Genomic DNA, 22,805 nt, shown 5'->3' on the forward strand with positions numbered 1-22,805 from the left:
CATCATGAAGCAGATGGGCTTTCTCGATATTTTGAGCTTCGGGCCGGACGGCTGGGGCCATGTGCTGATGATGGGTGCACTGGTGAGTGTGGCGCTCGCCGTTCTGGGCTTCCTTCTCGGCGCCGCCATTGGCGTTTTCGCCGCCTGGGCGAAGATTTCCGGCGGTCGCACGCTTCGCGCTGTCGCCGACGGCTACACCACGATCATTCGCGGTATTCCAGACCTTCTCGTCATCTATCTGTTCTATTTCGGCGGTAGCGCGGCGGTAACAGCACTCGGCAAGTATTTCGGTGCGGAAGGCTTTATCGGCTTTCCGGGCTTTCTGGCCGGTGTCCTGGCAATCGCCATTTCCTGCGGCGCGCACCACACGGAAGTGTTCCGAGGTGCATTCAGGGCTGTCTCCAAAGGAGAGATTGAAGCTGCAACCGCTTGCGGCATGGGCCAGATGCTGAAATTTCGTCGCATCATCGCGCCACTTGCTCTGCGGCATGCTCTGCCGGGCCTCGGCAATGTCTGGCAGGTTTCGCTCAAGGAATCCGCTCTGGTATCTGTTGCCGGTGTGGTCGAGCTTCTCCGTCAAGCCCAAATCGGAGCGGGCTCGACGGGTCTGCCCTTCAACTTCTTCCTCATTGCCGGTGCGCTCTATCTGCTGATTTCGTCGGTTTCCGGTGGACTTCTGCAGATGGCCGAGCGCCACTTCTCACGCGGCGTCAGGAGGGCAAAATGAACCTTGAATTCTATTCCGATGCATTCTTCCAGATGCTGGGCGGGGTTCCGCTGACTCTAAAGCTTGCGGTAAGCTCCATCATATTTGGCGCCATACTGGCCTTGCTTTTTGCCATGATGCGACTGTCGGGCGTCAAGGTGCTGGACTGGATTGCGCGCCTTTACGTCTTTGTGTTCCGCGGAACGCCGCTTCTGGTGCAGATATTCATCATCTATTACGGTCTCAGCCAGTTTCCGGCCATCCGCTACTCGTTCCTGTGGCCGGTTTTGCGTGAACCTTACTGGTGTGCAATCATCGCGCTGACACTGAACAATGCGGCCTATGCGAGCGAAATCATCCGTGGTGGCCTGTTGTCGGTGCCGCATGGCCAGATCGAAGCTGCTAAAGCCTGTGGCATGTCGTCCTTTACTTGCTTCCGGCGCATTGTCATGCCGCTGGCGATCCGTCAGGCGCTGCCGGGCTACGGCAATGAGATGATATCGATGATCAAGGCAACCTCTCTTGCATCGATCATCACGCTTATGGAAGTGACCGGCATCGCAGCAAAGCTGATCGCCGAGAGCTATCGAGCCATAGAAATCTTCGTGATCGCCGGTGCGATCTACCTCGCCATCAACTTCGTTCTGACGCGTGCGCTGATGTTTGCAGAATATAAGCTGACCCCTTATCTGCGCCAGCCGGTCGTCAAGCTTTCCTCCGAAGGACAAACATCGTGAGCAAAATCGTTTCCCCCAATGCACCGGTGGCGCTGAAAGTAGAAAACCTGCGCAAGAGCTTCGGTGCCAATGAAGTGCTGAAAGGCATTTCACTCGAAGCACGTGAAGGCGAGGTCATTTCGATCCTCGGTTCGTCCGGTTCGGGCAAGTCGACCTTCCTGCGCTGCATCAATCTTCTGGAAATTCCAACGTCGGGCACTGTGACGGTTTCTGGTGAAACCATCCGCATGGCGAAAAATTCGAAGGGTGAAGCCTACCCGACGGACAAGAAGCAGGTTTCGCGCATTCGTTCGGAACTCGGAATGGTGTTCCAGAGCTTCAATCTGTGGTCCCACAAGACCATTCTGGAAAACATCATCGAAGCACCGATCTACGTGCAGGGACGTCCGCGTGCAGAATGCATCGCCGAGGCGGAAGCCTTGCTGGCGAAGGTCGGTATTGCCGACAAGCGTGATTTCTATCCGGCTCATCTTTCGGGCGGACAGCAACAGCGCGCAGCGATTGCCCGCGGGCTGGCGATGAAGCCGAAAGTCATGCTGTTTGACGAGCCGACCTCGGCGCTCGATCCGGAGTTGGTCGGCGAAGTGCTGCGCGTCATGCGCAGCCTGGCGGAAGAAGGCCGCACCATGCTGGTCGTGACCCACGAAATGGGCTTCGCGCGCGACGTTTCCAACCGCGTGGTATTTTTCCATCAGGGACTGGTGGAAGAAGACGGCGCGCCGGAAGATGTGTTCGGCAACTCGAAATCCGAACGTTTCCGCAAGTTCATCAGCCACGAGAACGCTGCTTAATCATCGAAATTCTGTGTTCCGGCGACAGCCGGACAGAAACAACCGCAACAGGATGACTGCAATGAAGACCATCGGACTTTTCAAAGCCGTGTTCATTTCCGCTCTTGCTCTGACGAGCATCTCGGCCCATGCCGAGGAAAAGAAGTGGACGAAGATCACCATCGCCACGGAAGGCGCATTCCGACCGTACAACTTCACCAAGCCCGATGGCTCGCTGGATGGCTATGAAGTCGAACTTTACAAGGATCTCTGCACTCGCATGAAGGTCGAGTGCACGATGGTCGCTCAGCCTTTTGACAGCATCATTCCGGCGCTCAACGCTGGCAAGTTCGATGCGATCATGGCTGGTCTTACCGCAACGCCGAAGCGTGAAGAAACCATCAGCTTCTCGATTTCCTACGGCCTGACGCCGCAGACTTTCGCAACGCTGAAGGACAGCCCTTACGCCAAGCTGCCACACACCGGCGAAACCCTTTATCTCGCCAAGGATGAAGTGGCTGCGCAGAAGGCGATTGACGAAGTTTCGGCTGAAATCAAGGGGCGTACCGTTGGCGTCCAGACCGCTTCGCTTGGCCTGACCCTCCTCGACAAGTACTTCAAGGACAACATCGACATCCGCGAATACAAGACCACGGAACAGCACGATCTCGACCTGAAGGCCGGTCGTGTTGACCTCATCGTGGCTTCGCTCGCTTACCTCACGGACGCCGCCAAGAAGCCGGGCAATGAAGACATTGTCATGACCGGTCCATTCTTCAAAGGCGGTATTCTGGGTCGTGGCGTTGCTGTAGGTCTGCGCAAGGACGATACCGAACTGAAGAAGATGTTCGACGAAGCCATTGAAGCCGCAAAGGCTGACGGCACGATCAAGCGTCTTTCGGAAAAGTGGTTCGGCTTCGACGTTACGCCGTAATTTTCGGGTTACATCATATGCAAGACGCCGCCTTCGGGCGGCGTTTTCATTTGCGGTGTACAAACCTTCACATCATACCGGCGAACGCCTATAAGATCGCCCGAAGTCTGCTGAAATCCAAAAACTTACTGTGAGGGTGTGATGGTAAAGATCGGTTTCGTGACTGTTTCCGACCGTGCAAGTCGCGGGGAATACGAAGACCTGAGCGGCCCGGCCATGGAAGCATGGTTAAAAGGCGCTGTCGTTACGCCTTACGAAACCATTCGTCGCGTTATTCCCGATGGCATGGAATCGGTGCGCGATACGCTTATCGATCTTTGCGACAAGGCAGCTTGCGACCTGATCCTGACAACAGGCGGCACAGGGCCGAGCCCGCGCGATGAAACACCGGAAGCCATGCAGGCTGTCCTGCATAAGGAGCTGCCCGGTTTCGGTGAACTGATGCGCCGTGTCAGCCTTGAACAGACCCCTACCGCTATTCTTTCCCGCCAGACGGCGGGCAGCCGCGGCAAGAGCTTCATCCTCAATCTTCCCGGCAAACCTGCTTCGATTGCCATGACCTTGCAGGCGATTTTTCCAGCGGTGCCTTATTGTCTTGACCTGATCGGGGCCGGACGTATCGATACCGATCCGACAGTCGTAAAGGCCCACCGGCCAGGCTGAACCATCATCGAAATTGCATTGGCGGGCGAATTAGAGCGCGCCTGAGATCATCTGTCACGAAGAAACTGCGCAACCCAGCTTTGCGCTTTTGCATGATTTCCGTGCTTGCTTTTCCCTAATTCCGGACTGAATAATAAGGAAAAGAAGGGGAATTAAGTGAAGCCATTTGACGAGATGCTCAACCATGGCGGGAATGTCCGCCAGCCTTACGAATTTCTCAAGCAGTGGCTCGACCAACAGGATCCGCACAAACTTCTACAGAAAAGCGATGACGCCGAAAGCGTCTTCCGTAAGACGGGTATCACTTTTGCTGTCTATGGCGATCAGGAGGCGGGCGAGCGCCTCATCCCCTTTGATATCATCCCACGCATCATTTCGGGGCAGGAATGGCGGCGCCTGTCGCAGGGCATTGAACAGCGCGTCATGGCGCTCAATGCCTTCCTTGATGACATTTATCACCGACAGGAGATCGTCCGGGCAGGGCGCATTCCGAAAGAGCTGATTTTCAGGAATGAAGCCTTCTTGCCTGAAATGATCGGTTTCCGTCCTCCGGGCAACGTCTACACCCATATTATCGGCGTCGATATCGTACGAACCGCCGAAAACCAGTTCTATGTGCTGGAGGATAATGCCCGCACGCCGTCCGGTGTTTCCTATATGCTGGAAAACCGCGAGACGATGATGCAGCTCTTTCCCGAACTGTTTCAGAACGTCAAGGTCCGACCGGTCGAGAACTATCCGCAATTGCTGCGCCAGTCGCTGGCAAGCGTTGCGCCTCCGGGTACGCAGGATGTGCCGACTGTCGCGGTGCTGACGCCCGGCATTTACAATTCCGCCTATTTCGAACACGCATTCCTTGCCGACCAGATGGGCGTCGAACTGGTCGAGGGAAGCGATCTGCGCGTCGTTGACGGACGTGTGGCGATGCGGACTACACAAGGTTATCGGGCCATCGACGTGCTCTACCGGCGTGTTGATGATGCGTTTCTCGATCCACTGACATTCAGGCCGGATTCGACGCTTGGCGTTGCCGGCATCATGGATGTCTACCGGGCCGGGAATATCACGATCGCCAATGCGCCCGGAACCGGCATCGCCGACGACAAGGCGATCTATTCCTACATGCCGGAAATCATAGAGTTTTACACGGGCCGCAAAGCCATTCTCGAAAACGTGCCGACATGGCGTTGTTCCGAGCCTGACAGCCTCGCTTATGTGCTCGACAATCTGGCCGAGCTTGTCGTCAAGGAAGTGCATGGTTCTGGTGGCTATGGAATGCTGGTCGGACCGTCTTCGACCAAGGCTGAACGGGATGCTTTCGCGGAAAAACTGAAAGCAAGGCCGCGCAATTATATCGCTCAGCCAACGCTCGCGCTGTCAACGACACCCATCTTCACGGAAAGTGGGCTTGCGCCGCGCCATGTCGATCTCCGCCCATTCGTGCTGGTTTCGGATCGCATCCGCATAACACCCGGCGGGCTCACCCGTGTGGCATTGAAGGAGGGATCGCTTGTCGTGAATTCCAGCCAGGGCGGAGGAACCAAGGACACGTGGGTGCTCGACGACTGAAACAACCGAATTGAAGTGCTGCAACTGACGACAAGATCAGTGCACGAAAAGGGGAATGATTTATGCTTCTTGGCCGTACGGCAAACGGACTGTACTGGATGTTTCGCTATATCGAGCGCGCCGAAAATATGGCACGCCTTGTCGATGCGGGGCTTCGCATGGCACTGACGAAAACGTCTGATGCACCGGAGGAATGGTCTTCGGTGGCGGTTTCAGCGGGTGCAAGTCAGGGTTTTTCCGCTAAATACGATGTCTATAATGCTGCCAACGTTGCTGATTTCCTGCTGCGCGATGCGGATAATCCGTCAAGTGTAATGACCTGCATTGAAACCGCGCGTTCCAATGCGCGCATGGTGCGCACGGCGCTGACACGCGAGGCGTGGGAAAGTGTCAATGAAGCGTGGATGTCGCTCAAAAAATCGTTGTGCAGGCCGTTGAAGGAAAGTGATCTCCCGCAGCTTCTCGATCAGATCAAGCGCGAGACTGCGCTCATTCGCGGCTCTTTCCATGGCACGATGTTGCGCAACGAAATCTTCGATTTTGCAAGCCTCGGTACTTTTATCGAGCGCGCCGACAACACGGCCCGCATTCTCGATGTGAAATACTATGTCCTGCTACCCGCCATTTCCTATGTCGGCACGACGCTGGACAATTATCAATGGGAATCGATCCTGCGATCGGTATCTGCGCATCGTTCCTATCGCTGGGTTTATGATGGTGATTACCGTCCGGCGCAGGTGGCGGACTATCTGATCCTGAATGGCCGCATGCCGCGCTCACTCCATTATTGCTATCGCAGCATCGCCGAACATCTGGATTATCTGTCGAAAGATTATGGCAATCGTGTTGCGTGCCACGAGACAGCGGACAAAATCTATGCGAGCCTGCAAAATCAGGACATATCCGCGATCTTCGACGTGGGTTTGCATGAATTCCTGACCGAATTCATTACCCGCAACAACCGGCTCGGCAACGAGATCGCTGAAGCCTATAATTTCTATTGAGGTCTTCGCTTGCTGCTCAACATCCGGCACGTTTCACATTATCGCTATGAGCATCCGGTTCCTTATGCGGTGCAAAGGTTGCGGCTGCGTCCGCCAACCGTTCCGGGGCAGGTAGTCAGGCACTGGGAACTGAAAATCGAAGGTGGCGAGCCGGAGGTTTCTTATGTCGACGGCTTCGGCAACAAGACTGATCTGGTCCAGCACGCCCGCAATGTCAGCGAGATTGTCATAACCGCCAGCGGCAGTATCGATGTGGAAGACAGGGTCGGCGTATTGGGGCCTGTCTATGGCTATGCTCCGCTCTGGCTTTTCGAGCGCGAGACGCCGCTGACCACGCCTGGCGAACGCGTCAGGGCTCTGGCAGGTGATCTCGCGCTCGGGCAGGAACGGCTTGCGCTGATGCACGATCTGATGAACACCATCCACAAGGCGGTCGCCTATATGCCGGGAACGACGAGCGTTTCAACCGATGCCGAAAGCGCATTGGAAACCGGGAAAGGCGTTTGTCAGGATCACACGCATATATTCCTTTCCGCAGCCCGGCTGATAGGCATTCCTGCGCGATACGTATCGGGATATCTGATGATGGAAGGCGTGGAGGAACAAACCGCGAGCCATGCCTGGGCCGAAGCCCATATCGACGGCCTTGGATGGGTCGGATTCGATGCCGCCAATAATGTCTGTCCGAATGATCGCTATGTGCGGATTGCAACCGGGCTCGACTACCGAGATGCAGCGCCGATTTCGGGGGTCCGTCTCGGCGGTACGGTGGAAAGCCTTGCGGTTCACATCAATGTAGGGCAGTGATCTTTTTCGATAGCGAATTGCCTGCCGGATACTGCTTATGACCTATTGCGTTGGAATGAAAATCGATCGCGGCCTTGTATTCATGTCCGATACGCGGACGAATGCCGGGCTCGACAATATTTCTATCTTTACGAAGATGCGGAGCTGGTCTGAGCCCGGTGAGCGTGTAATTGTTCTGCTTTCGGCTGGAAATCTTGCAACGACACAGGCAGTCGCAAGTCTTCTGGAAGAACGCATGAAGGCTCCGGCTGACCGGCATCCGTCAGTTTTCGATGCGCCGTCAATGTTTCAGGTTGCACGTCTTGTCGGTGATACCGTCAAGGAAGTGATCCAGAATTCTGCTACCGGAGGACAGAATGCCGATGCTTTCGGCGCGTCATTCATTCTCGGCGGACAGATCAGGGGCGGACAGCCGCGGCTTTTCTATATCTATCCCGAGGGTAACTTCATCGAGAGTTCAGCCGATACGCCTTTCTTCCAGATTGGCGAAAACAAATATGGCAAGCCCATTCTTGTCCGTGCGTATCAGGAACAGATGAGTTTCGAGGAAGCGGTGAAACTGCTGCTTGTCTCATTCGACTCCACGCTGAAAGCCAATCTGTCCGTTGGATTGCCACTCGATATGCAGATCTACGAAGCAGATAGCTTCAAAATGGGTGCCCGCAAACGGTTCGAAGCCACCGACCCCTATTACCAGACTGTATCGGAGAGCTGGTCGGAGGCACTGAAATCTGCACTCGAACAATTGCCGCCGTTCAGTTTCGACGAGGTAAAATAAAAAAGCCGAAGGAATTCTCCTCCGGCTTTGTCATAGCGTGCAATCGAGCGATTAGAAGAACACCTTGAAGCGGTCGGCGTCATCCATGAATGCCTTTTCGGGGAAAGGCTGTTCGTTCGAGCCGAACGGCATCTGTGCACGAAGTTTCCACGATGCAGGAATATCCCAGGTCTTGGCAACTTCCTGATCGATCAGCGGGTTGTAGTGCTGAAGGCTGGCTCCGATGCCTGCATTGGCGAGCGCGCTCCAGACTGAATGCTGTGCCATGCCGCCCGACTGTTCGGACCAGACTGGGAAGTTGTCGGCGTAAAGCGGGAAGTTTTCCTGAAGACCTTTCACAACGGTCTGGTCTTCATAAAACAGAACCGTACCGGCACCGGCAGCAAAGCTGTCGATCTTGGCTTCCGTCTGCGCAAAAGCGTCGGCGGGGACAAACTGGCGAAGCGCTTCCTTCACGATGTTCCACAGCTTGTCACTCTCGGCGCCAAACAGGATTACAGCGCGCGAGCTCTGCGAGTTGAAGGAGGAAGGTGTGTGCTTGACCGCTTCACGGATCAGCTCGGCCGTGTCTTCGTTCGACAGCGGAAGGGATTTGCCCAGAGCATACTGAGTGCGGCGCTTCTTGATAGAATTCAGTAGGGAATTGTTCATTACTCTGTCCTGTGTTTCAGCGGTCTGACGGGATGTCCAGCTTGGGATTTTCAAGACACCCGATGAATGATGCTGGTAGAAATATTGCCATCTAGACCACAGAAACCAGCCCGCGTTTCTGAAACACACTGTCAACGATCCGTAGTTAACCAGATTTTACTGTTTACTTTTTGGCCTTGTTTTTGAGCCGAGCGGCCTCAAAGAATGGCTATTAATGCTGGGAACATCATGGCTTTATAGGGTTTACAAGAGCGATTGTTTAATGGAATCTAACTAAAATAGTAGGATTTAGGATCGATAAATTGACGACGCGCTTTTCGCGTCGTTTTCGTGAAACGGGAAGAGGTCACGATAGTTTGAAGTCATTTATCATCATAGGAGCCGGAGCAAGCGGCATCATTCTGGCCGCACAATTGCTTCGGCGTTCGCCAGAATCAAACGTGCGAATTTTCGAGCGTTCAGGCCAGTTGGGGGCAGGCATAGCTTACGCGACGGAAAACCCTAGCCATCTTCTCAACGTCCGTGCCAGCAATATGAGTGCCTATCCCGATCAGCCAGATCATTTCTTGAACTGGCTGCGGTCGGGCGACATTGCCGCCACCGGCCATTCGTGGGAGCCGCACAGTTTTGCGCCACGCAAGCTCTATCGCTCTTATTTGGAGCATCTGATCGCGCCTTATCTTTCCAAAGACGATACACGTTTGACGGTTGAAAAGGCCAGCATTATTGATATTGCGCTGAAGAACGGCCGGCCAGCCGTTACCGCTGGGACCGGAGATGAGTTCATTGCCGATGCTGTGATTGTGGCAACGGGCAACGAAGCTGCCATCGCAAAAACAGGCAATCAGATTACGGAATATTGGTCGAGCAACGGCTATTTCGACGTGCCAGCAGATGCTCCGGTTGCGATATTCGGCACAGGCCTGTCGATGGTCGATAGCGTATTGTCGCTGCTCGATAACGGCCATAATGCTGAAATATATGCGATTTCGCGCCGTGGACTTCTGCCCGCGTCTCATGCGCCCGCACAAGCTTTTCCAATCGCGGCGGACGATCTGCCAGTATCGCTGGGCCTTTCGAAGCTCATGCAGCGAGTGCGCGCCCTGATGGTTGAAGCGGAAAAAGCAGGTTCCGGCTGGCGCGGCGTGATGGATGGTTTACGCCCGCATACACAGCATATCTGGGCGGGGCTGCCGACGTCGCAGCGTCGCAGTTTCCTTCGCCACCTGCGCCCGTGGTGGGACGTGCATCGACATCGCATGGCACCGGCTGTTGCGGATCGCATCGAGGGCGCCATGAACAGCGGCCAACTTAAAATCGCAGCAGGCCACCTGGTTTCCGTCCGTGATGAAGACAACGGAATTGAAGTCCGCTATCGCCCGCGACGCGGCAAACAGGTCGAGAAACTGCATGTGACGACCGTTATCGACTGCCGTGGCGGCAATCCGCGTTTCTCGACAACCCGCAATGCAGCGCTGATCGGTCTCATGGAACATGGGCTGGCCCGACCGGATGCACTCGATCTCGGTTTCGATGTCACGCGTGATCTGCAGGTTCTCAATGCGCGAGGAGAACCATCGGGTCCGTTTTTCGCTATTGGGCCGGTTACGAAAGGCGCGTTCTGGGAGGTTACTGCCGTTCCGGACATTCGCGTTCAAGCAGAGCGGCTGTCGGCCGTCTTGCTCGAAGGATGAAGCCGTTTCAGCGGCAAAATTCATGACCAGTTTTGTGTCATCAGGTTGAAAGATTTTCAGGTCAGTATGGTCGACAGCCAGGTATCGCGGTTCATAGCCGTCGATAAATTATAGATTTTCTGGCGCAGGGGACGATAAAATGATTCAAATCTATGCGATAAGCCATTGAAAGCTATTGCCATAATGTTCCGTGGCCGGTCATAATAACGCCATCGGAATATATGATTCCTCTCTACAACTTGCCGGAGCGATTCTGTTGCTGTTTTCTTGAGCGGTGCCTGCTTCGGATCAACCTTGATTTCGGCTAGGAGGCCTGTGGCGCATGACGATGGACGGCAGAATGCTTTTCCTGCTTGTCCTTCTACCATTTCTCGGCAGCGCCATAACCGGATTATTCAGGGGGGCGGATCGTAGTGGTTCGGCCTGGTTTACGGCAGCTATTGCGCTCGTCGCCTTTATCGTCACCGCCAGCCTTTATCCCATCGTGTCAGATGGCAAGGTGCTTCGCGGCACGGTTGAATGGCTCCCGGCTTACGGCCTGAATGTCACTTTCCGGATGGACGGATTCGCCTGGCTTTTCGCGATGCTGATCACGGGCATCGGCCTGCTGGTCGTCATTTATGCACGTTACTATATGTCGCCCGAAGATCCAGTCCCGAGGTTCTTCTCGTTCCTTCTGTCCTTCATGGGATCGATGCTCGGCGTGGTTCTGTCCGGCAATCTGATATTGCTTGCCGTGTTCTGGGAACTGACCAGCATCTTCTCGTTCCTGCTGATCGGCTATTGGTATCACAATGCCAGTGCACGCGACGGCGCGCGCATGGCGCTGACAGTGACGGGTATCGGTGGGTTCTGTCTGCTGGCTGGCGTTCTCGTCCTCGGTCATATTGTCGGAAGCTACGATCTCGACAAGGTTCTGGCGGCGGGCAACATCGTTCGAACCCATCCGCTCTACAGCGTGGCTCTTATTTTGATCCTGCTTGGTGCTTTCACGAAAAGTGCGCAGTTTCCGTTCCACTTCTGGCTTCCCAATGCCATGGCGGCACCGACGCCTGTATCGGCCTATCTCCATTCGGCAACCATGGTGAAGGCTGGCGTTTTCCTGCTCGCGCGCCTGTGGCCGGTTCTTAGCGGAACAGAAGAGTGGTTCTGGATCGTCGGTTCGGCCGGTCTGATCACGCTTCTGATTGCGAGTTTCTTCGCGGTTTTCCAGCAGGATCTCAAAGGACTGCTTGCCTATTCGACGATCAGCAACCTTGGCCTGATCACCGTTCTGCTTAGTCTTGGCAGTCCGCTTGCCGCCGTCGCGGCGATCTTCCACATGGTCAACCATGCGATTTTCAAGGCGTCGCTGTTCATGGCTGCCGGTATCATCGACCATGAGACCGGCACACGCGACATGCGCAAGCTGAGCGGGTTGTTGCGGCCCATGCCCTATACGGCAACACTTGCCATGGTGGCGAGTGCGGCCATGGCGGGCGTGCCGCTGCTCAACGGCTTCATTTCCAAGGAAATGTTCTTTGCCGAAGCGGTGGAAACGCACATGGCGTCGTGGCTCGACACCATCACGCCCTACGTGGCGACGATTGCCGGTATCTTCACAGTCGCCTATTCCGTGCGCTTCATTTATTCGACGTTCTTCGGGCCGCCACCGCACGACCTACCGCATGAGCCGCACGAGCCCCCGCACTGGATGCGTCGTCCTATCGAGCTTCTGGTTCTTCTTTGCCTTTTGATTGGCATTGTTCCGAGCCTTTCCATCGGCCCATTTTTGCATTCGGCCGTTCTGTCGGTGCTGGGCACAGCCACGCCTGAATATAGTCTCTCGGTCTGGCACGGCTTCAACCTGCCATTGATGATGAGTATCGTTGCCATGATCGGCGGCATTCTTCTGCACTGGATGCTGAAGAACTATCTTGCGACCAGTGAAGACGGCCCGCCGTTCTTCCGGCATCTGCAGGGACAGCGCATTTTCGAGCGCGTTCTGGTAACCTTGTCATGGAACTGGGCGCGTAAGGCTGAAGCTTTCCTCAGCACACGCCGTCTGCAGCCGCAGCTCCGTATCGTGGTTGCGGTAGCCGTTCTTGCAGCCGCCTGGCCGATTTTCGCTTCCGGCCTGCAGTCTGGCTCGCTCGGCGCTCAGCCTGTAGACCCGATCTTTGCCGGTCTTTGGATACTCGGTGGAGCATGCGCTATCGGCGCGGCCTATCAGGCCAAGTATCACAGGCTGGCCGCACTTATCCTTCTCGGCGGGGCGGGGCTTATTACCTGCATCACCTTCGTCTGGCTTTCCGCACCCGATCTTGCCGTGACGCAGTTGCTGGTCGAGATCGTGACGACCGTTCTCCTCCTTCTCGGGCTTCGCTGGCTCCCGAAGCGTTGGGAGGATCCCGACCCGATTCCGGTGCAAATCGGCCCACGGATCCGCCGCTATCGCGACTTGCTGCTTGCAATCGGCAGCGGGGCAGGCGTGGCCGTGATCGCCTATGCGGTGATGACCCGGATATCGCCGAGCAGCATTGGCGACTATTTCCTCGAAAACGCCTATTCAGGCGGCGGTGGCAAAAATGTCGTGAACGTCATTCTGGTCGACTTCCGCGCTTTCGATACTTTTGGCGAAATCGCCGTCCTCGGCATTGTGGGGCTTACGGTCTTTGCGCTCCTGCGCCGTTTCCGTCCTGCGCCCGACACAACCGGATCGACTGCCCAGCAGAAGATTCAGGATGCTTATGACGAGGCAGCACCCGACCGCAAGGCAGGTGAAACACTGGCCGATTATCTGGCCGTGCCTTCGGTTATCATGCAGTGGCTCTTCCCGGTCATCATCGTGCTGGCGGTACATCTGTTCCTGCGCGGTCATGACCTGCCGGGTGGCGGGTTTGCGGCCGGTATCACGCTCGCAATTGCATTCCTCCTGCAATATCTGGCGTCAGGCGCGCGTGTGGTAGAAGATCGCCTGCGCATTCTGCCCTTGCGCTGGATCGGGTTGGGCTTGCTGTTTGCAGCTGCAACAGGCGCAGGATCGTGGTTCTTCGGCTATCCGTTCCTCACCACGTTCTTCCAATATACGGAAATACCGCATATCGGAAAAATGCCGACGGCCAGCGCCCTGCTGTTCGATCTTGGTGTCTTCACCCTCGTGGTCGGCGCTACCGTCCTTGTTTTGATCGCTCTCGCGCACCAATCGCTTCGTAAACATCGTGTCGAGAAGCTCGCCGCAACGAAGGAGGAGAACTGATGGAACTCGTTCTTGCTCTGGCAATCGGCGTGTTGATGGCATCCGGCGTCTGGCTCATTCTTCGCCCTCGTACTTTTCAGGTGGCGATTGGCCTGTCGCTGATTTCCTACGCAGTCAATCTCTTCATCTTTTCAATGGGGCGCCTGCGCATCAATGCTGCCCCGGTGCTCGACAACGGTGTTGACGTTCAGGCCGCACAATATACCGATCCGGTGCCACAGGCGCTCGTTCTGACCGCCATCGTCATCGGTTTCGCAATGACCGCACTTTTCCTTGTCGTGCTGCTCGCCTCGCGCGGGTTGACGCGTACGGACCACGTGGACGGCAAGGAGAACTGATGTTGGACTGGAAAACGCACCTCATCGTTGCTCCAATCGTCTTGCCGCTCGTCACGGCTGCTGTGCTGCTGTTGTTCGATGAGCGCAAGCGCAAGCTCAAGATGGCCATCAACTCCATCTCGACCTTGGGATTGATTGCAATTGCCATCACGCTTGCCGGTATGGCGAGCGACAAGGCGCCCGACGCTCTGGTTTATCTGATTGGCAACTGGCCAGCACCTTTCGGCATCGTGCTGGTTTTGGATCGCCTCGCGGCTCTCATGCTTATGCTGACAAGCCTGCTTGGCATGGCTTCACTCAGCTTCGCACTCGCGCAATGGCATAAGGCCAGCCCGCATTTCCATACAATCTTCCAGCTTTTGCTGATGGGGCTGAACGGCGCATTTCTGACTGGCGATCTGTTCAACCTCTTCGTTTTTTTCGAAGTCATGCTGGCGGCATCCTACGGCCTGGCGCTGCATGGGTCTGGCCCGGCACGCGTAAAGGCTGGCATGCATTATATTGCCGTCAATCTTGTCGCTTCCTCACTGTTCCTGATCGGCGTCAGCCTGATCTATGGCGTGACGGGCACATTGAATATGGCCGATCTTGCACAGAGAATTCCGCAGGTCGCGGCTGAAGACCGTATGCTGCTTGAAGCAGGGGCGGCAGTTCTGGGCGTTGCATTCCTCGTTAAGGCGGGCATGTGGCCGCTCAATTTCTGGCTTGCGCCAACCTATACGGCTGCTGCAGCACCGGTGGCGGCGGTCTTCGCCATCATGAGCAAGGTTGGCATTTATGTTCTTCTGCGCCTGTCGCCACTGATGTTTGGTATCGGTGCCGGTTCCTCCTATGGCTTCGGCAACGACTGGCTCTATTTCGGCGGAATGGTCACGCTTGCCTTTGGCCTGATCGGAGTTGTCGCATCGCAAGCGATGGGCCGCCTCGCCAGCTATAGTATCCTCGTGTCCTCCGGCACGTTGCTAGCGGCGATTGGCAGCGGTAACACCGCCATGACCGGCGCGGCATTGTACTATATGGTCAGTTCCACGCTGACCATCGCAGCATTTTTCCTGCTGATCGAATTGATCGAACGTGGACAGGACGCTGCTGCAAACGTTCTTGCCGTTACCATGGAAGCCTATGGCGATGACGAGGAGGAGGAAGACGAGGACGAGATCGGTGCGGTTCTGCCTGCAACCCTTGCAGTCCTGGGAACATTCTTCGGCATTTGCGCGATATTGCTGATCGGGCTGCCGCCGTTCTCCGGCTTTATCGCCAAGTTCCTGATCCTGGCCGCCGTTTTCAACGGTGATGGCCCGACACCGCAGCTCGCAATGCCCGTCAGCCCGGCAAGCTGGGCTTTGGTCGCGCTCCTTCTACTGTCTGGTCTTTCAGCGCTGATCGCAATGACACGTACTGGCATTCGCACTTTCTGGGCGTCTCTCGAAGGCAATGTGCCGCGCGTTCTGGTGCGGGAAGTCGTGCCGATTGCAGGGCTCCTGGCAATCTGTTTGGCCCTTACAATCGCTGCCGGTCCGGCCATGCGCTACATGGATGAAACGGCGCGTTCGCTGCATAATCCGGCGTCCTATATCAGCAGTGTCCTCAATACGCCGCGCGCAGGCACCGGAACGGAGGGGGCACAGTGAAAAAAATCCTGCCTTACCCGCTTCTGTTCGCCTCGCTGCTCCTGTTCTGGTTGCTTTTGAACGGCTTTACGCGGGCACAGCTTCTGCTTGGCGCGATCATCGCGCTCGTGGCGTGTCTGATCATGACGGCTCTGCAACCGCAGAAGAACCATATTCGTTCGATCCCGACGATGCTCTGGCTGTTCGGCACCATGAGCTACGACATCCTGCAATCCAACATCGCGGTGACTGGCATCATTCTGTCACGCAAACGCAAACGGCGTCCGGGCTTCGTCGTTATCCAGCTCGATCTGGAAAACCGGACCGCGCTTGCTGTCCTCGCCTGCATAATCACTGCGACGCCGGGCACGGCCTGGGTCGATTACAACGCCGCAAGGCGCGAACTGACCATCCATGTGCTCGATCTGGATGATGCGCAAGCCTGGCGGGACACGATCAAGGGAAGATATGAGCAGCCGCTCATCAAGATATTCGGAGCGGCAGATATTGTGGAAGAGGAGAAGTCCGCATGAGCGCAGTTATCATCTTCTGGTCCCTGCTTGCTGCTCAGCTGATGCTTCTCGGTGCCATGGCTTGTGCGGTCTACAGGCTTCTGGTCGGTCCGCGCGCGCAGGATCGCATTCTTGCGACTGACGCGCTTTACCTCAATGCGCTGCTTCTGCTCATAACGTTTGGTATCCGTACGGGCAGCATAATCTATTTCGAGGCGGCGCTGATTATCGCTCTTCTGGGTTTCGTCGCCACCGTGGCGCTGTCCAAATTCCTCATGCGCGGGGAGGTGATCGAATGAACAACGCTGGCGAACTTCCCGTATGGGCAGCTATTGTCATTGCTTTTTTTCTGGTCGCCGGCGCTTTCCTCACGCTCGTCGGATGCATCGGGCTTGTCCGCTTCAAAAGCTTTTATGAACGCGTTCATGCTCCCACACTTGGCTCGTCATTCGGAGCTGGCGGAATCTTGATCGCATCGATCATATTTTTCTCCATCTTGCAATCGAAGCCGATTCTGCATGAAGTGCTTATTACCGTCTTTGTGGTTGTCACAACGCCGGTAACGCTCATGCTGCTCAGCCGCGCCGTGATCCATCGCGACAGAACGCAGGACAGCAAGGAGCTGCCTTCATCTTCCGACCCGTCATAGGTCTGTAGGTATCATGCTTGAGGGTGCGGAGAGGGCGGAAAACTTGCGTTTTCCGTTGCACCAAATGGGGAAAATTGCCGCTTCACTATGGAAGCAGCAGCTGTCGCTTCCGGTCTGACCGGAGACCTGTTTTGGAGTTCGCTCCAAGACCGGCTATCCTGCCGACCGGAAACATTATCTGCCATTTGCCGAATCCTTGGCCCGACTGCCCACCGACTGCGGAGTGGAAGCGGCGGCCTATCGTGTTTTCGGGCATTTGGAGGAGTGCTCAGGGCTGCGGCCAATTGTCCGTTCAGGCTTTCGCCGGGGACAAGCGGATTGAAGGATGAGGCCATTTGAATTATCTGAATTTCAGTAATTTCTGAAAATTCAGAATTTACGGGAGAGAGAATTTTGGAATTGTCGCCAATCGTTCAGTCGTTCGTGCTCCACTTCGGAGAAATGGGCAGCCGTTGGGGCATCAATCGCACTGTGGGGCAGATATACGCACTGCTTTACATTTCGCCTGAGCCGCTTTGCGCTGACCAGATAGTCGATGCTCTCGGTGTGTCACGCTCTAACGTGTCCATGGGCATCCGCGAATTGCAGGGCTGGAATCTGGTGCTGCTGAAACACATTCCCGGCGATCGTCGTGATTTTTTTACGACGCCCGACGATGTGTGGCAGATTCTGCGTACGCTCGCTGAGGAGCGCAAGAAACGTGAGATCGATCCGACGCTCTCCGTTTTGCGCGAAATCCTGATGGAGCAGCCGAAAGGCGACAGCGATCTTTATGCGCAAGATCGCATGAAGGACATGTATGGCCTGATCGAACGGCTGACCAACTGGTACGACGACGTCAAGCGCCTCGATACCGACCGTTTGACTAGTCTTCTGGCGCTTGGCGCCAAGGTGACCCGCTTCCTTGAAACCACGGACAGGATCGTGGCGCTCGGACGTGGGCGAACATCGGCCAAAAAGGAGCCTAAGCGAGAGTGACATCCGTTGTCCCCCGAACGGAAACATTGACGGCAGAAGACGGCGAAGCGGCAGGCGACCAACAAAGTTCGCGCAGCAAGCAACGTCGTCCTGTTCCGTCTTTGCTGAAGCGGGGGGCATATCTTCAGACGTTGGCCGCACTTCTCTGGCTGCCGCAAGCCGGCATTCTCGCTTATGCCATCGGGCGACTGGCTGATACAGGCTTCGATAACTCCATCTATTACAGTGCGGCAGGCATTTTCACTCTCGGTTGCCTGCGTAGCATTCTGGACAGCGCAGGCGCGGCAAAAGCTTTCGATGCCGCCCGACAGGAGCTCTCGCGGTTGCGGGTCATTGCCGTCTCAGCGCTTGCGCAACGCTCACCGCTTGACGTGACACGCCCGTCATCCGGCGAGGCGGCAAGCATTCTCGCCGAACAGGCGGAAATGGTCGTTCCCTATCTCTCGCGCTTCGTGCCGGTCCGCATCCGCGTGATGCTGGTGCCATTTGCGATACTTGCGGTCGTGCTCTGGTATTCATGGGCTGCAGCTCTCGTCCTGATGGTCGCTGCACCGCTGATACCGATCTTCATGGCATTGATCGGCTGGCGTGCTAAGGCTGCCAGCGAAAAGCAACTGACTGCCCTTGGTGGTATGAATGGCTTTCTGCTCGACCGCCTGCGGGGCCTTACAACCATTCGCACTTTCCATGCCGTGGATTCTACGGCGAACCGCTTGCGCGAAAATGCCGAAACCTTGCGTTCGAAGACCATGTCTGTCTTGCGTATCGCATTTTTGTCTTCGGCGGTGCTTGAGCTTTTCGCTGCCATCGGCGTCGCCATGGTCGCGGTCTATATCGGCTTTCATCTGCTGGGCCAGCTCAACTTCGGAGCATGGGGCCATAAGTTGAGTTTGGCCGAAGGTCTTTTCGTCCTGCTTCTGTCTCCTGCATTTTTCGAACCGTTACGCGATCTTTCAGCCGTCTGGCATGATCGTGCGGCAGGCGAAGCCTCTGTCGACGCGCTGGAAAAGCTCGCTGAGCATCCGATGCCAATTGTTGGCAAGAGTGGAAGTCAAACAGCGATTGGCGATGCACCTGCAGTCACTTTGCACAATATCGACTTCGGTTATGGGACAGGAACCAAGGTTCTCAATGCATTCAACCTCGACATCGAGGCAGGCGAACACGTGGCGTTACTGGCACCGAGTGGCTACGGCAAGTCCACCATTCTGGCGCTCATTGCAGGGCTGACGGCTCAACAAGCGGGGCGGATAGAAATCGGAGGGATTGAACTTAGCGACGAAACTGCAACCGCGCTTCGGCTGCGGATGAGCTGGATCGGCCAAAAGCCGCATATCTTTGCCGGATCTGCCCGTCAAAACATCACGCTTGGTCGAAAAACCGAAGCGGAAGCCACAAAAGCCATCATCGATGACATGGCGCTCGGCCATGTTCTTGGCGTCACCGGCAACAGCCTGATTGGTGAGAACGGTGCCGGAATTTCGGGCGGTGAAGCCCTGCGGCTAGCGCTTTCCCGCGCGGCTGTCGATCCGGATGCAGATATTATTCTGGCCGATGAACCCACCGCTCATCTGGATCAGGAAACGGCAAAGATCATTGCCGACAGTCTTCTCAGGCTCGCCAAAGGCAAGACGTTGATCGTCGCAACCCATGATGAAACCCTTGCCCGCAGGATGGATCGCATCGTCCGCCTGGATCGCAGCGTCGATAATGATCCGGTCTGGCAGAGGAGGGCAGCTGAGTGAACGGTTTCCAATCATTGCAGCCAATCTTGCGGCTTTTCTTCCGGACCAAGGGGATGGCGCTCCTTGCCGGTATTGCTGCAGCAACCGCAACGGTCCTCGCCGGTATTGCTCTTCTCGGCCTGTCAGGCTGGTTCATAACGGCAACGGCGATTGCTGGCCTGAGTATCGCGACAGCCGTTGTGTTCGACGTGTTTGCGCCCGCCGCCGGTATTCGGCTGCTGGCTATCCTGCGCACCGGTTCCCGCTATCTGGAACGGCTTGTCACCCATGATGCCACGCTCGCCATCCTTGCGGCATTACGCGAAAAGCTGTTCCGTAGCTGGGCGCGCCCGAGTGCTGCAAACGCCTTATTGAAACGTCCCGCGCGTCTCCTGTTCCGCCTAACGGCAGATATTGATGCACTCGACTCTCTTTATCTGCGTGTGGTGGTGCCTGTCGGTGCCGCACTTGCGACAGCGCTTGTGGCTGGCATCGCGCTTGGTCTGATGAGCCCGTTATTCGGACTGCTGGTAGCGCTTGTTTTGCTCGGTGCAGGTCTTGGCATTCCGCTTTCGGCAGCTCGCCGGTCCGAAAAATCCATGCGACAGCGCGCAAAGGGTACGGAAGCGCTGCGCGCCCGCACCGTCGATCTGGTTGCCGGTCAGACTGAACTTCTTATGGCGGGACGTCTCGAAGATCAGAAACTGGCCTTGGTGCGTGCAGACGGCTATGTCGCCGCTTCGGATCGCAAGCTTAATCGCATAGAGATTGTTACCGGCGCCGGTTTCGGTATTGTTCACGCGGCACTACTGGCAGGTGGCCTCATCGCCGTTGGATTGCTGATGCAGGCAGGCAGTATCGGCGCGCCCGTCGCAGCACTCGGAATGCTTATCATTCTTGGGGCTATGGAACCTTTTTCGGCCTTGCGGCGCGGTGCGATGGAACTTGGACGCACGATACTCGCTGCAAAGCGCGTCGCCCCGCAGTTGCACGACGATGTCGAATTGGCGGCGCCCAAGCAGCCGGAGAATGGCACGGCCGTTCACCTGAAAAACGTGTCTGTTCGTCACGATGACGCCGACCGCGATGCGCTGAAAAACCTCGATCTCGATATTGCGTCGGGCGAGCGTGTTGCCATTGTCGGTACAAGCGGTGCAGGCAAGTCGACCTTGTTCAATCTCCTCGCCGGGGAAATTCCGGCTGATCAGGGCAGTGTCGCAGTTGTGCCAGCCCGTCTCCTCACGCAACGAACCGAACTTTTTCAGGACAGTCTTCGCGACAATCTCCGGCTGGCGCGCGCTGATGCGAGCGATCAGGAACTGGTGGATGCATTGCAAGCCGCAGGCCTTGGCGCGTTCATCGCCGAATTGCCTGCCGGGCTGGATGCAATGCTGGGCGAGGGTGGTCTGGGGCTTTCGGGCGGACAGGCGCGACGTCTGGCTCTGGCCCGCCTTTTTCTGACCCATGTTCCGCTCTGGCTGCTGGATGAGCCGACCGAGGGTCTGGATGCTGCGACAGCACGGGATGTTCTTGAGCGCCTCAAGATCAAGGCAGGTTCACGCACATTGTTGATAGCCACGCATATCCGCCGCGAAGCGCAAATTTGCGAACGGATCATTGTTTTAAATCAAGGCGCTCTAGTTGAGTCCGTAGGTAAGAGTTCGCCGCGCTTTGGCGAAATCCTCCAGACCATGAGGTGAGCAGCGCGGGCATGGAGAATGATTTGAAGTCCGTGTCCATATCTGGACCGATATTTGAAGTTGAAGCGGAGTACGGGTTCTAAGAAGCCGCCGCGTTCAAAAGGGGGCCGCGCTGGAAGCGTAGCTCATAACACCAGGAGGGCCGGGTTACCGGCTTAAAGAGATGGAACTCGATATTGTCTCCCTGTCGCGATTGCAGTTTGCAATCACGGCACTTTATCACTTCCTCTTCGTACCTCTGACCTTGGGTCTTTCCGTGCTGCTTGCCATCATGGAAACCGTTTACGTTATGACGGGGCGACTCATCTGGCGGCAGATGACGAAATTTTGGGGTACGCTTTTTGGCATCAACTTTGTCATGGGCGTCGCAACGGGGATCGTGATGGAATTCCAGTTCGGCATGAACTGGAGCTATTACAGCCATTATGTCGGCGACATCTTTGGCGCACCGCTGGCCATCGAAGGCCTCATGGCCTTCTTCCTTGAAGCGACCTTCGTGGGGCTGTTCTTTTTCGGCTGGGACCGCCTGTCGAAAGTCGGGCATCTCATGGCGACTTACGCGGTCGCGGCTGGTTCCAATTTCTCGGCCTTGTGGATTCTGATCGCCAATGGCTGGATGCAGAATCCGGTTGGCTCAGCATTCAATCCCGAAACCATGCGTATGGAAATCACCGATTTCTTCGCGGTGCTGATGAACCCGGTCGCACAGGCCAAATTCGTTCATACGGTTTCCGCCGGTTATGTCACGGCATCCATTTTCGTCCTTGGTGTTTCGGCCTGGTATCTGCTCAAGGGCCGTTCGGTAGAGCTTGCCAAACGTTCACTGACTATTGCAGCATCCTTCGGTCTGGCGGCCTCGCTGTCTGTTGTCGTGCTCGGCGATGAAAGCGGTTATCTGGCCAATGAACACCAGAAGATGAAAATCGCTGCTATCGAAGCCATGTGGGAAACAGAACCTGCTCCGGCTTCGTTCACCGTATTCGGCTTCCCGGACCAGGCAGCGCGTGAAACCCATTTCGCAGTGCATATTCCTTGGGTCATGGGCCTGATCGGTACTCGTTCTCTCACGACCCCTATCCAGGGCATCAATGATCTTGTCCAGAACGCGGAAAACCATATCCGCAACGGCATCGTCGCCTATGACGCCTTGCAGAAAATCCGCGCGGCTGGCGATACGAACGCCGTACCGCAGGAAGTCAAGGACGTCTTTGCTGATAACAGCCAGTGGATGGGCTATGCGCTTCTGCTGAAGCGTTATGTCGATGATCCGCGTCAGGCAACCGATGCGCAAATCACGCAGGCCGCAAACGACACCGTTCCCGGCGTCCTGCCCTTGTTCTGGGCCTTCCGCATCATGGTCGGCATCGGCTTCTTCCTGATTCTGCTGACGGGCACATTCTTTGTGCTGTCCGCTCGTCGTAAACTCGACCGTTACCCGTTCCTGTTGCGGATCGCCGTGTTTGCGATACCGCTGCCATGGATCGCAGCCGAAATGGGCTGGATCGTTGCAGAGTTCGGTCGCCAGCCTTGGGTCATCGAAGGCATATTGCCGACAGCGGTAGGTGTCTCCAATCTCGGTGCATCTACCGTATTGCTGACCATACTCGGTTTCGTGGCCATCTATACGGTTCTCTTCATCATCGAGATGGCCCTGATGATCCGTGCCATTAAGGCTGGACCTGAACCCGACAGCAAGCCGGAAGCAATTCTCGCCCCGGCAAGCATTGCACCTGCGGAGTAAGG

General features: G+C 56.2%; 21 protein-coding genes. 20 read left to right on the forward strand and 1 reads right to left on the reverse strand.

Annotated elements, in window-relative coordinates; translation table 11 throughout:
- The first annotated feature begins 4 nt into the window (after positions 1–4).
- The 9 genes from MKS82_RS19280 (at position 5) to MKS82_RS19320 (ending at position 7,968) form a co-directional block, all read left to right on the forward strand.
- Positions 5–727 carry an ABC transporter permease gene (locus MKS82_RS19280; RefSeq protein WP_109988781.1) on the forward strand — a complete coding sequence of 241 codons (723 nt, stop codon included), beginning with the start codon at positions 5–7 and terminating at the stop codon, positions 725–727.
- Positions 724–1,443: an ABC transporter permease gene (locus MKS82_RS19285; RefSeq protein WP_109988780.1), complete on the forward strand. Its 720-nt coding sequence runs from the start codon at positions 724–726 to the stop codon at positions 1,441–1,443. Before MKS82_RS19280 ends, MKS82_RS19285 begins: the two co-directional genes overlap by 4 nt.
- Positions 1,440–2,234, forward strand: coding sequence for an ABC transporter ATP-binding protein (locus MKS82_RS19290; RefSeq protein WP_109988779.1), 795 nt, complete (start codon positions 1,440–1,442; stop codon positions 2,232–2,234). Before MKS82_RS19285 ends, MKS82_RS19290 begins: the two co-directional genes overlap by 4 nt.
- A 61-nt stretch (positions 2,235–2,295) precedes the next feature.
- Positions 2,296–3,147: a transporter substrate-binding domain-containing protein gene (locus tag MKS82_RS19295; RefSeq protein ID WP_109988778.1), complete on the forward strand. Its 852-nt coding sequence runs from the start codon at positions 2,296–2,298 to the stop codon at positions 3,145–3,147.
- Positions 3,148–3,288: 141 nt separating this feature from the next.
- Positions 3,289–3,810, forward strand: a complete 522-nt coding sequence (gene mog / locus MKS82_RS19300) for a molybdopterin adenylyltransferase (protein WP_109988777.1) — start codon at positions 3,289–3,291, stop codon at positions 3,808–3,810.
- 156 nt (positions 3,811–3,966) lie between these two features.
- Positions 3,967–5,379: a circularly permuted type 2 ATP-grasp protein gene (locus MKS82_RS19305; RefSeq protein ID WP_240579184.1), complete on the forward strand. Its 1,413-nt coding sequence runs from the start codon at positions 3,967–3,969 to the stop codon at positions 5,377–5,379.
- A 62-nt stretch (positions 5,380–5,441) separates the two neighbouring features.
- The gene (locus MKS82_RS19310) at positions 5,442–6,383 is read left to right on the forward strand and encodes an alpha-E domain-containing protein (RefSeq protein ID WP_240579185.1); all 942 of its coding nucleotides are present in this window, start codon (positions 5,442–5,444) and stop codon (positions 6,381–6,383) included.
- A 9-nt stretch (positions 6,384–6,392) separates the two neighbouring features.
- On the forward strand, positions 6,393–7,190 hold the full coding sequence (locus MKS82_RS19315) for a transglutaminase family protein (RefSeq protein WP_109988774.1): 798 nt from the start codon (positions 6,393–6,395) through the stop codon (positions 7,188–7,190).
- A gap of 37 nt (positions 7,191–7,227) precedes the next feature.
- Complete coding sequence (locus tag MKS82_RS19320) at positions 7,228–7,968, forward strand: proteasome-type protease (RefSeq protein ID WP_109988773.1); 741 nt, start codon at positions 7,228–7,230, stop codon at positions 7,966–7,968.
- Positions 7,969–8,019: 51 nt separating this feature from the next.
- Here MKS82_RS19320 and MKS82_RS19325 read toward each other — a convergent pair whose 3' ends face one another.
- Positions 8,020–8,619, reverse strand: coding sequence for a nitroreductase family protein (locus MKS82_RS19325; RefSeq protein WP_109988772.1), 600 nt, complete (start codon positions 8,617–8,619; stop codon positions 8,020–8,022).
- A 356-nt stretch (positions 8,620–8,975) separates the two neighbouring features.
- Here MKS82_RS19325 and MKS82_RS19330 point away from each other — a divergent pair, with 356 nt between their 5' ends.
- The 11 genes from MKS82_RS19330 (at position 8,976) to MKS82_RS19380 (ending at position 22,803) form a co-directional block, all read left to right on the forward strand.
- Positions 8,976–10,313, forward strand: coding sequence for an FAD/NAD(P)-binding protein (locus MKS82_RS19330; RefSeq protein WP_109988771.1), 1,338 nt, complete (start codon positions 8,976–8,978; stop codon positions 10,311–10,313).
- A 322-nt stretch (positions 10,314–10,635) separates the two neighbouring features.
- Positions 10,636–13,551: a monovalent cation/H+ antiporter subunit A gene (locus MKS82_RS19335; RefSeq protein WP_109988770.1), complete on the forward strand. Its 2,916-nt coding sequence runs from the start codon at positions 10,636–10,638 to the stop codon at positions 13,549–13,551.
- Positions 13,551–13,889 carry a Na+/H+ antiporter subunit C gene (locus MKS82_RS19340; protein ID WP_109988769.1) on the forward strand — a complete coding sequence of 113 codons (339 nt, stop codon included), beginning with the start codon at positions 13,551–13,553 and terminating at the stop codon, positions 13,887–13,889. Before MKS82_RS19335 ends, MKS82_RS19340 begins: the two co-directional genes overlap by 1 nt.
- 2 nt (positions 13,890–13,891) lie before the next feature.
- Positions 13,892–15,520, forward strand: a complete 1,629-nt coding sequence (locus tag MKS82_RS19345; RefSeq protein ID WP_109988798.1) for a monovalent cation/H+ antiporter subunit D — start codon at positions 13,892–13,894, stop codon at positions 15,518–15,520.
- Complete coding sequence (locus tag MKS82_RS19350; protein ID WP_109988768.1) at positions 15,517–16,032, forward strand: Na+/H+ antiporter subunit E; 516 nt, start codon at positions 15,517–15,519, stop codon at positions 16,030–16,032. The genes MKS82_RS19345 and MKS82_RS19350 overlap by 4 nt, the downstream gene beginning before the upstream one ends.
- Positions 16,029–16,310 (forward strand): K+/H+ antiporter subunit F, encoded by a 282-nt coding sequence (locus MKS82_RS19355; protein ID WP_109988767.1) that lies wholly within the window; start codon positions 16,029–16,031, stop codon positions 16,308–16,310. The genes MKS82_RS19350 and MKS82_RS19355 overlap by 4 nt, the downstream gene beginning before the upstream one ends.
- Positions 16,307–16,660 carry a monovalent cation/H(+) antiporter subunit G gene (mnhG, locus tag MKS82_RS19360; RefSeq protein WP_109988766.1) on the forward strand — a complete coding sequence of 118 codons (354 nt, stop codon included), beginning with the start codon at positions 16,307–16,309 and terminating at the stop codon, positions 16,658–16,660. Before MKS82_RS19355 ends, mnhG begins: the two co-directional genes overlap by 4 nt.
- Positions 16,661–17,053: 393 nt before the next feature.
- The gene (locus MKS82_RS19365; protein ID WP_176036156.1) at positions 17,054–17,638 is read left to right on the forward strand and encodes a GbsR/MarR family transcriptional regulator; all 585 of its coding nucleotides are present in this window, start codon (positions 17,054–17,056) and stop codon (positions 17,636–17,638) included.
- Complete coding sequence (cydD, locus tag MKS82_RS19370; protein ID WP_109988765.1) at positions 17,635–19,383, forward strand: thiol reductant ABC exporter subunit CydD; 1,749 nt, start codon at positions 17,635–17,637, stop codon at positions 19,381–19,383. The genes MKS82_RS19365 and cydD overlap by 4 nt, the downstream gene beginning before the upstream one ends.
- A complete protein-coding gene (gene cydC, locus MKS82_RS19375) occupies positions 19,380–21,062 on the forward strand; it encodes a thiol reductant ABC exporter subunit CydC (protein ID WP_109988764.1) in 1,683 nt (560 codons plus the stop codon). Before cydD ends, cydC begins: the two co-directional genes overlap by 4 nt.
- Before the next feature lie 163 nt (positions 21,063–21,225).
- The gene (locus MKS82_RS19380; RefSeq protein ID WP_109988763.1) at positions 21,226–22,803 is read left to right on the forward strand and encodes a cytochrome ubiquinol oxidase subunit I; all 1,578 of its coding nucleotides are present in this window, start codon (positions 21,226–21,228) and stop codon (positions 22,801–22,803) included.
- Positions 22,804–22,805: the final 2 nt, after the last annotated feature.

Origin of the sequence: Ochrobactrum sp. A-1 (assembly GCF_022488005.1) — a bacterium.
Classification (GTDB): Bacteria; Pseudomonadota; Alphaproteobacteria; order Rhizobiales; family Rhizobiaceae; genus Brucella.